Genomic DNA, 13,189 nt, shown 5'->3' with positions numbered 1-13,189 from the left:
CACTCCGTTGCACCCAGTGCAAAACCAAAACACGCCGCTACCACGGCAGTAACTACCACTTTACGGCGCTTCAACATGGAATTCGGGCGATCATTCGCCATATGATTCTCCTTCGGGTTTTTGTCTTGCAACGTCTTGCAACTCGGTACGTTCCGGGTTTGACTCCGGGAGTAGGCCGGGAGTTCCAGCCAATCGGCACAACATAGCACATAAATCGCAGTGGGAGACGATAGTAGGCAGAGCGATGTCCTCAGTGCAAAGCGCGGGACAGCCGGGTCCGGTAGCGTTCCACCAGAGGCCCCTGATTACCCTGCAAAGCGAATATCTTCAGTACGGTTTTGCGGGCCAGGCCGTCCTGATAGTTTTTGTGGTGTTCAACCATCTCGATAAGCTGGTCCAGGGCCGCCTCTTCCCGCCCTTGCAAAAGGAGGAGCAAGGATCGCTGATACATGGCCTGGGCACGGGGGTCGCCATTCGCGCCGGTGATGGTGGCTTCCAGTTCGGTCATGGGTGGTATGTTGCGGGCTGCCTCAGTGAATTCCAGCAGGGCTTTCAGCCCTTCGACCTCAGTTTCCATCTGGAAGGTGGGGGACATGGCGTCGATCTGAATTTGCGCGTCGGCATGGCGGCCCTGCTGGATGGTTAAACGGGCCAGTGCCAGGCGCGCCGGATCGTTCTTGGGGTTGAGGCTGATGGCCTCCTTCAGCAATGTTTCGGCCTCTGCGGCTTTGCCCTGGGCAATGGCGTCAAGGGCTTGCACGCGTAGATCGTCACCTGGCAACGGCAGGTTTTTCTTGATGAACTGACGCACGGCGGATTCGGGAAGCGCCCCGGTAAATTCATCGACGACTTCGCCGTCCTTGAAGGCCTTGACGGCCGGGATGCCGCGTACCTGATACTGGCGCGACAGGTCGGCATTCTCGTCAGAGTTGACCTTGGCGAGCACGAAGGCACCGTCCATCTCCGCCGCCAGTTTTTCGAGGATAGGACCCAGGGCCCGGCAGGGCGTGCACCAGGGCGCCCAGAAGTCGACCAGTACCAGCACCTTCCGGGATAACCCTACGACGGCTTCCTGAAAATTGCCGAGATTCACTTCGAGAACGTGTCCACTGACTGCCATACGAACTCCTGCGAAGATTAAAGATGAAGAAGATAGACCGCACCTGCCTTTATTTACCGTTTAGGTATGGTCAAAACGGGGCCTTTTCAAGGCGCGGCCGACTTCCGGGGTGGTTACTGCTGTTCAGCTTTAGCCAGGGCGTCCAGCACGGACTGGAGCAGGCTACGCCCGAGGGGGCCCATGCCGCGCTCCAGTTTGAGGCGGTCGTACTGGCCCCGGGAGAGGGGGCCAAGGGCCGCGCCCATGCGCGCCATATCGCCGCCGGCCCGCTGCATCTGACTGGCCATACGGCCCAGCCAGGCGAGGGCTTCCGGCTCACCGCGGCGGGCGGCGAGGATAACGCTGGCCAGACCGGGCGCGGCGAGGGTGGGATCAGCCGGGTCTCCGGCTTTGGGCAGGGTCTCTGGATTTTGCAGACCCATGAGGATGGATTCGATGATAGTGCCGTCTTCTTCGTCCAGTCCCTGCAGCAAACCCGGCGCACGCTGCCCGGCCAGTATGTGGCGGATGACGGCGACCAGATCGCCCCAACCATTGGCGGCGGCGATGCGCAGATTTTCTTCCAGCGGCGCCAGGAGATGAACATTCTGGCAGGCGGCGACGACCTGCAGGATGAGCGCCGCGTGGGCGCTACGGATCTGCTCTCGGCGTTCGGGAAGGATGGGCATGCGGTGAACTCCAGTCAATGGTTGCCGGTTATTTTGCGGCATTGGTTGCGGGTGTGCAAAAAGCTCAACGATTGAGATGTCGCGCCAGATAATGCCCGGTATGGGACAGGGGATTGTGCGCCACTTCGTCCGGCGTGCCGGTGGCGATGATCTGGCCGCCGCCGGAACCCCCCTCGGGACCGAGGTCGATGACCCAGTCCGCCGTCTTTATGACGTCAAGATTGTGTTCGATAACGACGATGGTGTTGCCCGCATCGGCCAGCTTCTGCAGCACCTCCAGGAGCAGGGCGATATCATGAAAGTGCAAACCGGTGGTGGGTTCGTCAAGGATGTAGAGGGTCCGCCCGGTGTCGCGCCGGGAGAGTTCCCGGGAGAGTTTGACGCGCTGCGCTTCGCCACCGGAGAGGGTGGTGGCCGACTGGCCCAGACGCAGGTAACCCAGACCCACATCCAGCAGGGTCTGCAATTTGCGGGCGACGGAGGGGACGGGGTCAAAAAAGGCCCGCGCATCCTCCACCGTCATCTCCAGGACCTCATGAATGTTTTTGCCCTTGTAGTGGACATCCAGGGTCTCGCGCTTGTAGCGTTTGCCGCCGCAGACGTCGCAGGGCACATAAATGTCCGGCAAAAAGTGCATTTCCACCCGGATCACGCCGTCGCCTTCACAGGCTTCGCAACGCCCGCCCTTGACGTTAAAGCTGAAACGACCGGGATTGTAACCGCGGGTGCGCGCCTCGCCGGTGGCGGCGAACAGCTCGCGGATGGGGGTGAAGAGGCCGGTGTAGGTGGCCGGATTGCTGCGCGGGGTGCGGCCGATGGGGCTTTGGTCGATGGCGATGACTTTGTCCAGTTCCTCCAGCCCACGAATTTGCTTGTGCGGCGCAGGGCTCTGGCTGCTGCCCATGAGCACGCGGGCGCAGGCGGGGTAGAGGGTGTCGTTGATGAGGGTCGATTTACCGGAACCGCTGACCCCGGTGATGCAGGTGAAAAGGCCGATGGGGATACGCGCATCCACCGCCTTCAGATTGTTGCCGGTAGCACCCCGCACCTCCAGCCAGCGCTGGCTGACATTGCTGCGTCGCCGCTCGGGGACGGCGATGCAGAGGTCTCCGGTCAGATAGCGTCCGGTCAGCGAGTCCGGGCTGGCGCGGATTTCTTCCGGCGTGCCCTGAGCGATGACTTCACCGCCGTGGGTGCCTGCGCCCGGCCCCATATCCACCACATAATCGGCGGCGCGGATGGCGTCTTCATCATGCTCGACGACAATGACGGTGTTGCCGAGATCGCGCAGATGCTTGAGCGTACCGATGAGGCGGTCGTTGTCGCGCTGGTGCAGGCCGATGGAGGGCTCGTCGAGGACGTACATCACCCCCACCAGCCCCGCGCCGATCTGCGAGGCGAGACGGATACGCTGCGCTTCACCACCCGACAGGGTTTCGGCGGAGCGGTCGAGGCTGAGGTAGTCGAGGCCGACATCCACCAGAAACTTCAGACGACCGCCGATTTCCTTGAGGATGCGCTCGGCGATGAGGGCTTCCTGCCCTTCCAGTTGCAGCTGGATGAAGTGTTGCAACGACTCGCGGATGGACAGCGCCGAGACTTCCTGAATGGCCAGCGGGCCAACCCTGACCATGCGCGCTTCTTCACGCAGGCGGCTGCCATTGCAGATCGGGCAACGCAGACGGCCCATATAGCGCATGATTTCTTCGCGGACGAGGCTGGACTGGGTTTCCCGCAGGCGCCGTTCCAGGCTGGCAACGACGCCCTCGAAGTTCAGCTTGTGACTGCGTGTACCTTGCTGGACGGTGATGCGTTCGGGGCTGCCGTGGAGAATCTGCTCGCGAATGCCGTCAGGCAAATCCCGCCAGGGGGTGTCCAGGGAAAAATGAAAGTGTGCGGCCAGCGCCGTGAGCAGGGGCGCGTAGTGCTCCTGATGGCGCTTGGTCCAGGCGGCGATGGCGCCGTCACGCAGGCTCAGTTCCGGATTGGGGACGATCAGATCCGGATCGAAAAAGGTGATCTCGCCGAGGCCATCGCAGCGCGGGCAAGCCCCGGCGGGATTGTTGAAGGAGAAGAGGCGCGGCTCCAAGGGCGGGAAGGAGCGCCCGCAACCGGGGCAGGCATGGTGAGCGGAAAACAGTCGCTCTTCCTCATGCTGTGGTCCCATGAGCACGACGATGGCCTGATCCTCGGCGAGGCCGAGGGCGGTTTCCAGTGACTCGGCCAGGCGCGGCCCGCTGTCGGCGCGCAGTACCAAACGGTCGATGACGGCTTCGATGCGATGCTTGCGCTTCTTGTCCAGGGTAGGGATTTCATCCAGTTCGAGGAGTTGACCGTCCACCCGGGCGCGGATCAGGCCGCGGGCGCGCAGGCTGCCGATGATGTCTTCGTGGCTGCCTTTGCGGTCACGCAATACCGGCGCCAGGATCATGAGCTTTTCGCCTTCGGGCAGAGCCAGGAGCTGATCGACCATCTGGCTGATGGTCTGACTCTGAATGGGTGCGCCGCAGCACCATGGGGTGCCGGCACGGGCATAGAGCAGGCGCAGATAGTCGTGAATCTCGGTGACGGTGCCGACGGTGGAGCGGGGGTTATGGGAGGTGGATTTCTGTTCTATGGCGATGGCGGGGGAGAGCCCCTCAATCGCGTCCACATCGGGCTTGCCCATGAGGGAGAGAAACTGGCGGGCATAGGCCGAGAGGCTTTCCACATAGCGGCGTTGACCCTCGGCGTAGAGGGTGTCGAAGGCCAGTGACGACTTGCCCGATCCGGACAGGCCGGTGATGACGATGAGGCGGTCGCGCGGTAAGGTAAGGGAGATATTCTTGAGGTTGTGGGTGCGGGCGCCCCGGATATGGATGTGTTCCATGCAGCCGACATGCTCTTTTTGGGGACAATGGGTTAGTATAAAGCTTTCGGGGACACCCGTCCCCTTGACCATAAGGAGATCAGACGATGGCGGGAGTGAACAAGGTCATATTGTTGGGGCATCTGGGACGGGACCCGGAGATGCGTTATCAGCCCAGTGGCGGCGCCATCGCGAACTTCAGCATCGCGACTTCCGAGACCTTCAAGGACAAGGAAGGCAACAAGCAGGAGCGCACGGAATGGCATCGGGTGGTACTCTTTGGACGCACCGCGGAAATCGCCGGCGAATACCTGCGCAAGGGCAGCATGGCTTATGTGGAAGGCCGCCTGCAGACGCGCAAGTGGACCGACAAGGAAGGGCAGGAGCGCTACACCACGGAGATCGTGGGAGACCGTCTGCAACTGGTGGGTGCGCGTGGGGGCGGCGGCGGTGCGGCCAGCTTCGATGAGGAAGACCAGTCCCGGCCGAGTGGCGGCAGCAGCAGTGCGGGGAGTTCGCGGAAGAGTGAGATGCCGCCGGCGCCGGCGGAGGATTTTGATGATGACATTCCGTTCTGAGGTTTACCTGGTTAACGTGGCGTAAAGTGCTGCGATTAATCGTCAAATCTGCTGAATTTTGGGCTTCGCCGTCTGAATTGCGTTATGATTTTCATGTCATCGCAGGCCAGCGGGGGAGGGGGTGTAACCCTGGCAACGGCTCGACTTGAGCAAGTCATAACGAACTCTTTACGAGGTTGACTTCCGCGTTTGGGCGGAGTGCGCGCAACGAACTGAAAAGCCGATTGCGAGCGCTCCTCATGCACCTCATTCAGTGGCTTAGCCACTGGAGAAGCGTGCCATGTAAGGCTTATCACTTCCTCGACGACCATCTGAGCCGCTTTATGAGTCCTCTCGGGATCTTACCTCCCCAACGCCCTTTCGATCTTCTTGTCCGTCTTGTACTGACTCAGCGCATACACCGCCCAGATGGCCGCGGGCACCCAGCCGATCAGTGTGATCTGCAAAATCAGGCAAATAATCCCCGCAATCGGGCGGCCAATAGTGAAAAATACCAGAAATGGCAGAAAAATAGCTAAAAACAGGCGCATGTGCTCCCCCTATAGGTCTTCTCTTGTCGCCTGTCCATACTACGACCGACGTTGTCAGCGCTTCAAGTCCTTGCCGCACTTTTACCGGGCAAGCGCTGCCTTCTGCTAAACTCCGGGCCAGACACCCCAGGGATGCGCCCGTGCCCGCCCTCACCTACAGGAGCTATAGTAGTGACCGCCGCTAAACCAGACCGGACTCAAAGACTGCGTGTGCTGCGCCGCTGGGCGCTGGGTTTGTTGCTGGGGGCGCTGGCGTTGTTTCTGGTGGCGGCAGCACAGGACTTTGCCGGGCCTTGGGCCTGGGTGGGGGCCTTTGCGGAGGCGGCCATGGTGGGCGCTTTGGCGGACTGGTTTGCGGTGGTGGCCCTCTTCCGGCATCCCCTGGGATTGCCCATTCCGCACACGGCGATCCTGCCGCGGAACAAGGCGCGTCTGGCGCGCCGTCTGGCGGAGTTTATCCGCGACCACTTTCTGGAGGTCGAGGCCATTGTGCGCCTGTTGCGCCGCGCCGATCCGGCCACCTGGCTGGCGCAGTGGCTGAGCGATGCCGGGAACAGCGCGCTATTGGCCCGGCAGATGACCGTTCTGCTCCAGAAGGCTCTGGCGCTCAGTGACGACCGCGAATTGCGCACCGCCTTGCGTGCTGCTCTGGGGCGGCAATTGCAGGGCATCGACGGAGCACGCTGGGTAGGCAGTATTCTGGCACTGTTGACGGAAGATCACCGGCACCAGGCATTGCTCGACGATGGCATTCAGCGCCTGCGCCGATGGTTGGATGGTGAGGACACCCAAAGCCTGCTGGCGGATCAGATCGGGACGATTCTCAAGCGCGCCTATCCGACGCTTTTCGCATGGATGGGGGCGGTCATGGACCCGGCCACGCTGAGTGAGAATCTGGCCCGCAATCTGGTGAAGGCGGCGCATCAGTTGTTGCAGGAAATCGCGGATGACCCGGAGCATCCCCGTCGCCTGGCCTTTGATCGCTGGATGCAGGATGCCATTCTGCGTTTGCAGACGGATGCTGCCTTCCAGGCTCGGGTGCAGCGCTGGCAGAATGGTTTGATTGCCCATCCGGCGGTGCAGGCCTATGTGGATGGCCTACTCCGTGATCTGCGCTCCTGGCTGGAAACCGACCTGCAGCGCCCGGATTCCCGGTTACAGGGGCAGGTGCAGCGCCTGTCCCAGCAACTGGGCCTTTTCCTGGGCGAGCAGCAGGCCTTGCGCGACGCGCTCAATGGCTACCTGGAGGACAGCGCCCGCCGTCTGGCGCCTGCCCTGCGCGATGGTCTGGCCCAGCACATCGAAGCGACGATACATGCTTGGCCGGATAAGGACATGGTCCGCCTCCTGGAGGAAGGGGTGGGTACGGATCTGCAGTACATTCGCGTCAACGGGACGCTGGTGGGCGGAATGATCGGTATTGCCATTCATGCCCTGGCTCTGGCGGTGCCGCTGCTGATATAGCCTCCCTATCGGCCAGCAGGACCGGGATTGGAGGAACACGCCCTGGCGTGCGGCAAATCTGGCTGCCTATCCATGCTTACTCCGCTCGCGGCCAAAAGCTGGCGAGCCAGGCGGCTTTTTACGTCATTGTCGGCGGTGAAGTACAGAGATATCCGGGCATGACGAGGTAGTGACGGCGCCGTATCCGCCCCGATGGGGACACCCAACCGGCGACATAGTTGACGGGCAACTCCGTCATTGCCATCGACGACGGCAATGTCCCCGCCCAAGGTGTCGTTTATCAGGTTGTTGATCCAGCAGTAATGGGTACAGCCCAGGACGACCACGCCAATGTCCGCAGTGCGCGCGGGTTGGACCCGCACCTGTAGATAGCGGCGGACGCGGGCACTCCAGTCCGTATCCTGCGTCTCGATGATCTCGGCGAGACCGGAGCAGGCCAAAGGGCGGACACGGTCCTGCCCGTTTTCCAGTCGACCCAGAAGGTTTCGCAGTTTTTCGCCGTTGACGGTGATGCTGGTGGCGAGCAGGAGAACTCCGCTCTGCGGGTGGTCTGTCAGCGCTTTTCTGATGGCGGGTTCGATACCGATGATGGGTATGTCGGCGCGTTCCCGCAAAGGCGCGACGGCGGCGCTGGTAGCGGTATTGCAGGCGAGGACTACCGCATCTACGCCGGCGCTGATGAACCAGGCATAGGCTTCCTCTGTCCACTGCCGCACCTGCGCGGGACTTTTGTCGCCGTAGGGAGCGTGGGCGCTATCGCCATAGAAAAGATAATGCGCGTCAGGCAGGCGACGCAAGCAGGCCAGCAGGGTGCTGAGCCCGCCGATGCCCGAGTCGAAGATACCGATACGCATCAGTCGTGCAAAAATGCCTGCTTGGCGAGCAGCGCGGCACCGCGCATGCCGGCGAGGTCGTCATCATTGCCGCGTTTCACTTCGACATTGCCGCGCAAGGCCGGAATCAGATCCGCATCGAGGCGCTGCAGCATGGCCGGCGCGAAACTGTCCCAGGCGGCGCTCATACCACCGCCAATTCTCACGATGCCGACATCGCTTACCTTGAGGATATGAGCCAGTGCCTGTCCCAGGCAGTCGCCAGCCGTCTGGAAAGTACGGATGGCTTCAGCGTGACCAGCGCTGGCCATTCGGGCGATGACGGCGGTATCTGGCGCGGTGCCCGTCAACTCCACATAGCTGGATTGTACGCCCCGCGCCGAGGCGTATTGCTCCAGGCAACCCTGATTGCCGCAGCCGCAGCGCCGTCCCCCCGGTACCACGATAATATGGCCGATTTCCATGGCGCTGCCATGCTCGCCGCGCCAGGGAAGGCTTTGCTGTATCCAGCCACCACCGACCCCCGTACCGAGACCGACATAGAGCAGATTTTGCAGATCGGGCTGCTCCTGACGTTCCTCCCAGAATTCGCCATAACCCGCTGCGTTGGCATCATTTTCGACCAGGACGGGGAGTTGGCAGGCGGTGCGCACGGCTGTTTGCAGGTCGAACTGAATCAGTTGAGGGATGTTGGGGGATTGCAGCAATATGCCGTCATCATTGATAAAGCCGGGGAAAGCGATGCCCACCCGGGCGATGCCGGGGTGATGCCGACGCAGATCGGCAATGCCTTCGGTCAGGAGCGTAGTGACCAGCGTGGCGGCGCTTTCCGGGTCCGGAGCCTTGCCGCATTTTTCGCGCAAATCCACCTCACTGCGCGTGGAGTCCAGAAAATCGTTACCCCGAAAGACGCCAAAGCGCAGGTTGGTGCCGCCCACGTCAATGCCGATGGTCAGGCCTTCAGCCATGGGCAACGACCTCTGCTTGTATCAATATGGTATGCGCTTTGCCCGCCTGGACTGACCAGTCCAGATCCAGGCGCAAGGCCTGCATGATCTTTTCAAAACCAGCTTCCGATTGCGAGACGGTCAGGTGCGGTGCGCTCTGCCAGCGCACCGGCGGATTGAAATGCAGGACGATTTTGCCGCCCATAACCGCATCCTCCAGGACAATTTCTCGGGTCGCTGCACCCTGAATGGGGCTGCCAAAGCCGCCCTGTGACTGGCCATTGGCAAAGAACTGCCCCGCCGGGCCATCGCAACTCGGCATGGCCAGAAAGAGCCGGCTACGGAAACGCTGCGCTTCCACCCGCTTGCGGGCTGACTCGATCCGATAGTCCACCGTGAGGTGGTTTTCCACCAGGGTGTAACGTTTGCTCACCGCCCATTCGTCCGCGACGCCGCCGGAAAAGTGCGGGGCGTCCGGCAAACTGCTTTCGCTGTAAGTGACAGCGCTCTCGTCGATCCATTCCTGAAAGCTGTGGCAGGGTGTGGCGTCCGGAGTAAGGTCTTCAGCACTGATGTCGGTCTTGAAGCTGATGCGGTCGTGGGCGGAAGCGATGCCTTCGCTGGGGGCTTCATGCGCAATGGCACCGTGACGAATCCTATCGTAATACGCCTCATCACGGCGGGCCAAGGTATCACCGAGATTGTGCCGCAGCGCGTAGCAATCCCACTCCACCACGGCGGCGCCCGGCTCCGGGCGGATAATCAACTGGAGGGCGTGATTGTGATAGAGCAGTTCGCCAACCCCGTCCATATCCACGTCAGTCGTCTCTAAGGCGGGGCGTGCCTGAATCTGGTCCAGTTGTGCCTCCAGACGGACGATGGCGTTGAAGACGGCGCGCCGCAGGTGGGGTAGATAAATACCGCCGAAGAGTCCGTGCCAGTAGGCGTCATTGGCTTGCGCTTCGTGCAGGTCCGCGCGCATGGTTTTGCTCTGTTGGCGCTTGGGCAGGGCGTGAAAGCGCTGCGATAGCCGGAGCATGCGTTTGTGCATCCAGTTGGATTCCGGGTAGCGGGTCAGGAAGTTTTTCCAGGTGCCGCCGCGGATCAGAGCTTTACGCTGTTCCAGCCGACCGGCTGTTTTTTCCTGTTCCAGGAAGGCGGCGTAGCCGCGCGCCGCATCAGGGGCCAGCGTCCACTCGTTCATCTCGCTGTAGGATACCGTCGGCAAATAGATGATACCCTGGGGGCGATTCTGAGCCAGATAATCCCGAAAATGCATGGGCTGAATGTGTGGCGAGTCGAGCACGCCACGCAGGAATTGCTCCAGCCAGCCTTTCTCGTACACCCAACTGTAGGTCTCCGGCCAGACGCCAAATTTCTCAATATCGTCGAAATAAATGCCGGCACTGCCTGGATGCCGCTCGGAGAGGCCTTCAATGTACGACACGGCGGCGTCGGCTTCAGAGAATGGCAGGCGGTAGCGCAGCGCTTCAGAAATAGGGAAAACGTCGATGCTCTGGCCATTTTCTTCGGTGCGGTGGAAGCTGCCGAGCCGGTCTGCCGAAGCGCCCGCGCAGAGAAAGTGATAGTCATCCACCATAACGTAGCGCACTCCGGCCTCGTTGAGGGCGGGCACCACGCTGGGGTCCCAGACCCGCTCCGTGAGCCAGGCCCCAACGGGCCGCTGTCCGAAGTGTTTCTCCAGACGGTTGGCCATGGCTTCAATTTGGGCGATGCGATCGGCGTGGGGAATCGCGGCGAGCACCGGCTCCGTATCGCCGGCGCCCACCAACTCCGCCTGGTTGCGGGTTACCATCTCTTGCAGCAAAGTGATGGTTTTGGGGTGCTGGTCAATCATATAAGCCAGCAGCCAGCCGCTGATGTGGATGGCGAAAGGGAACCCGGGAAAGCGGTACATCGCCTCTAAAAATGGGTGATAACAACGGAGTACGGCATCGTCGATGACGTGGGGGAAGTTGCCGACCGGCTGATGGGCATGGACGCCCAGGAGAAGGGGGGTGCTGTGGGTCATTCAGTGTCCTTCCGTGTGGCTGCGGCGCATGGAACCACCAGCCTCTGCCGCACCGCCGCCATGGCTGATGGGGTTGTTGAGGGTGTCGGGGGCGGGGAGTTGCATCAGAGTATAGAGTTTGCGGAGGTTGAGGCGATACAGATGGTCGAAATCCCGGACGGAGTCCGAGGGGTTGTAGTCGCCGAACCACCAGAACCAGTCAGAACCTTCACAGCGACCGAGTTGTTCAAGAATCCTGGCCTGCTGCTCCCCAGAGAATTGCCCGCGATGCTGATCCACGTCCTGCTTGGCAGTGCAGAGCAAATCCCATGCGCGGTTTTTAGCAGCGTCGCCAATCCAGGTGCTGAAGCTACCATAGACCCAGCTTCCTGCGGCCAGCCGGGGTATGGCCTTCACGTCGTCTGGATGGTTGTTGATGAAATCGCTGAAGGTACACATCTGGATGTGGGGGTGATTAGCCAGGGATTTATAGAGTTCCGAGAGAAAGTAGTAGCCATTGTAGGGGTAGTATTCCCAGGCATTTTCACCATCGAGAATGATACTGACGACCGGGTTTGCCTCGTGCTCCGTCTGCCGCCAGATACTCTCCAACTTGTGGATGAAATCCGTGACGGCATCATGTCCGGACCAGGTTTTGTAGTCGAAGCCGATGGCGTCGGAGAGCGCGTCATCGCGGAAGAAGAGTACGGGTCCTTTCCCCGGCAGTTGATAGGGGCGGTACAAGTATTCCGCCCGGCCACGGGGGCCGCTGTCATCGTCGCTGAGCAGCAGGCTGTGGGTCAGTACGCCTTCACCGGAAGCGGTCCAGCGCACCCCGGCGTTGCCGAGCATTTCGACAAAGGCGGCAGAGACGCCTCCTTCGGCAGGCCAGATACCTTGCGTCGGCACTCCGAAACGCTGGAGATAACTCTGCTGTGCCTGGTCGATGTGCCAGCGCGCGCGCTCGGCCCCGCCGGGATAGGCCAGGCAGTCGGGCAACTGGGCGTCCGTTACCGCTTCGCGCGCGGCGTGAAAGTCGAGCAGCAGCGGGCCGATGGGATGGTAATAAGGGGTGGTGGAAATCTCAATACGCCCGGTTTCCGCCAGGGCGCGATAGCGGGGGATCAGTCCACCGATCAGTTCTCCGAGAAAGTGGACGAGCTGCCGACGGTCTTCCTGGCTGAAACCGTGTCCCTTGGCAAAAAGTGAACGCAGGAAAGGGCTACCGCGGCGTACGGTCTCCCCGGTCCAGGCCAGGTGATACCAGACCAGAAGATCCGCGAGGTATTGTACGGAGAGGTAATCCGACATCTCCTTAACGTCCTCCAGCATTAACTGGTAAATATCATAGAGGCGACGATAATCCGGGAAGGGGTTGAGCATGTGCTCCGGGTCGAGGCGGAAACATTGCTCCAGCAGGAGATGCCGCTGTTCGTTGGGCAGTGCTTTGAGATTTTCCATGGCAAGTGCAATGAGCAATGGGTCGCGGAACTGTCCGCTCTGAAACTGCGCGGTGTAATCCTCTAACTGCTCGATCAGGATCGGCACGCAATTAAACACCCCGCGGGCGAGGGGATTCTCCTCATAGTGGGCGATCATGTCCGAATAGTCTTTGCAGGCGTGCAGATAGGTCCACGGCAAGACGTAGACGCCGTCGGCATCGCGGTAATCGGGCTGGTGCATGTGCCAACAGAAAATGACATGAAGCGCGCGCGCCGGGGGCATGGGATTACCTCACAAAATGTAGTTGCTGGCCAAGTAATTCCGGGGTAATCAAGGTCACCCCGTTGGGCGTGCGATAAAAACGACGGGCGTCTTCGACCGGATCTTCACCGACCACAAGCCCATGCGGGATAATCGTGCCTTTGTCCACCACCACCTTGCGCAGGCGGGCACCCTCGCCCATGCGCACGTTGGGCAGGATGACCGAGTCTTCAATCAGCGTGTGTCCGTCATTGATCCGCACGTTAGAAAAAAGCAGGGAGCGGCGGACGGTGGCGCCGCTGATGATGCAGCCGCCGGAAACAATGCTGTCCAGTGCCATACCGCGTCTACCTTCGTCGTCGAACACGAATTTGGCCGGCGGTAATTGTTCCTGATAGGTCCAGATCGGCCAGCGGTTGTCATAAAGATCAAGATCGGGGGTGACATGTACGAGGTCGATATTGGCGGCCCAGTAGGCATCCACTG

Annotated in this window: 11 protein-coding genes; 2 read left to right on the top strand and 9 right to left on the bottom strand. The window is 61.1% G+C overall.

Going from position 1 to position 13,189, the window contains the following annotated elements; all coding sequences use genetic code 11:
- Window positions 1-250 precede the first annotated feature (250 nt).
- The 3 genes from trxA to uvrA form a co-directional block, all read right to left on the bottom strand.
- Window positions 251-1,120 (bottom strand): thioredoxin, encoded by an 870-nt coding sequence (trxA, locus tag HF921_RS07570; RefSeq protein WP_215893609.1) that lies wholly within the window; start codon window positions 1,118-1,120, stop codon window positions 251-253.
- Between the two features lie 113 nt (window positions 1,121-1,233).
- On the bottom strand, window positions 1,234-1,788 hold the full coding sequence (locus HF921_RS07565; protein ID WP_215893608.1) for a hypothetical protein: 555 nt from the start codon (window positions 1,786-1,788) through the stop codon (window positions 1,234-1,236).
- A 64-nt stretch (window positions 1,789-1,852) separates the two neighbouring features.
- Complete coding sequence (uvrA, locus tag HF921_RS07560) at window positions 1,853-4,657, bottom strand: excinuclease ABC subunit UvrA (protein WP_215893607.1); 2,805 nt, start codon at window positions 4,655-4,657, stop codon at window positions 1,853-1,855.
- A gap of 86 nt (window positions 4,658-4,743) precedes the next feature.
- On the opposite strand from uvrA, the gene HF921_RS07555 reads away from it, so the two are divergent.
- Window positions 4,744-5,214, top strand: coding sequence for a single-stranded DNA-binding protein (locus HF921_RS07555; protein WP_215893606.1), 471 nt, complete (start codon window positions 4,744-4,746; stop codon window positions 5,212-5,214).
- Window positions 5,215-5,555: 341 nt separating this feature from the next.
- On the opposite strand, the gene HF921_RS07550 is transcribed toward HF921_RS07555, so the two are convergent.
- Entirely contained in the window at window positions 5,556-5,744 is a 189-nt protein-coding gene (locus HF921_RS07550; protein ID WP_009569363.1) for a YqaE/Pmp3 family membrane protein, read from the bottom strand.
- Window positions 5,745-5,915: 171 nt separating this feature from the next.
- Between HF921_RS07550 and HF921_RS07545 the strand changes: the two genes are divergently transcribed.
- Window positions 5,916-7,208, top strand: coding sequence for a DUF445 domain-containing protein (locus tag HF921_RS07545; RefSeq protein WP_215893605.1), 1,293 nt, complete (start codon window positions 5,916-5,918; stop codon window positions 7,206-7,208).
- Between the two features lie 5 nt (window positions 7,209-7,213).
- Here the strand turns inward: HF921_RS07545 and murI are convergent, their stop codons facing one another.
- From murI to HF921_RS07520, 5 genes are all read right to left on the bottom strand, one after another.
- Window positions 7,214-8,062 (bottom strand): glutamate racemase, encoded by an 849-nt coding sequence (murI, locus tag HF921_RS07540; RefSeq protein ID WP_215893604.1) that lies wholly within the window; start codon window positions 8,060-8,062, stop codon window positions 7,214-7,216.
- On the bottom strand, window positions 8,062-9,009 hold the full coding sequence (locus HF921_RS07535) for an ROK family protein (protein ID WP_064219936.1): 948 nt from the start codon (window positions 9,007-9,009) through the stop codon (window positions 8,062-8,064). Before HF921_RS07535 ends, murI begins: the two co-directional genes overlap by 1 nt.
- Entirely contained in the window at window positions 9,002-11,020 is a 2,019-nt protein-coding gene (locus tag HF921_RS07530) for an alpha-amylase/4-alpha-glucanotransferase domain-containing protein (protein WP_215892295.1), read from the bottom strand. The genes HF921_RS07535 and HF921_RS07530 overlap by 8 nt, the downstream gene beginning before the upstream one ends.
- Window positions 11,021-12,724 (bottom strand): glycoside hydrolase family 57 protein, encoded by a 1,704-nt coding sequence (locus HF921_RS07525; RefSeq protein WP_215862069.1) that lies wholly within the window; start codon window positions 12,722-12,724, stop codon window positions 11,021-11,023.
- A gap of 4 nt (window positions 12,725-12,728) precedes the next feature.
- Window positions 12,729-13,189, bottom strand: a 461-nt coding sequence (locus HF921_RS07520; RefSeq protein WP_455692639.1) for a GlgC family sugar phosphate nucleotidyltransferase, incomplete at its 5' end; no start/stop codon positions are given.

This window comes from Acidithiobacillus ferriphilus (genome assembly GCF_018854775.1).
Lineage (GTDB): Bacteria > Pseudomonadota > Gammaproteobacteria > Acidithiobacillales > Acidithiobacillaceae > Acidithiobacillus > Acidithiobacillus ferriphilus.
Note: the sequence above shows the minus strand (reverse complement) of the source record. Positions and strands in the feature narration are given on the sequence as shown.

What these genes read in the sequence shown, in the direction of transcription:
- trxA (WP_215893609.1), bottom strand. Translation starts at nt 1,120, where the DNA reads ATGGCAGTCAGTGGACACGTTCTCGAAGTGAATCTCGGCAATTTTCAG.
- HF921_RS07565 (WP_215893608.1), bottom strand. Translation starts at nt 1,788, where the DNA reads ATGCCCATCCTTCCCGAACGCCGAGAGCAGATCCGTAGCGCCCACGCG.
- uvrA (WP_215893607.1), bottom strand. Translation starts at nt 4,657, where the DNA reads ATGGAACACATCCATATCCGGGGCGCCCGCACCCACAACCTCAAGAAT.
- HF921_RS07555 (WP_215893606.1), top strand. Translation starts at nt 4,744, where the DNA reads ATGGCGGGAGTGAACAAGGTCATATTGTTGGGGCATCTGGGACGGGAC.
- HF921_RS07550 (WP_009569363.1), bottom strand. Translation starts at nt 5,744, where the DNA reads ATGCGCCTGTTTTTAGCTATTTTTCTGCCATTTCTGGTATTTTTCACT.
- murI (WP_215893604.1), bottom strand. Translation starts at nt 8,062, where the DNA reads ATGCGTATCGGTATCTTCGACTCGGGCATCGGCGGGCTCAGCACCCTG.
- HF921_RS07535 (WP_064219936.1), bottom strand. Translation starts at nt 9,009, where the DNA reads ATGGCTGAAGGCCTGACCATCGGCATTGACGTGGGCGGCACCAACCTG.
- HF921_RS07530 (WP_215892295.1), bottom strand. Translation starts at nt 11,020, where the DNA reads ATGACCCACAGCACCCCCCTTCTCCTGGGCGTCCATGCCCATCAGCCG.
- HF921_RS07525 (WP_215862069.1), bottom strand. Translation starts at nt 12,724, where the DNA reads ATGCCCCCGGCGCGCGCGCTTCATGTCATTTTCTGTTGGCACATGCAC.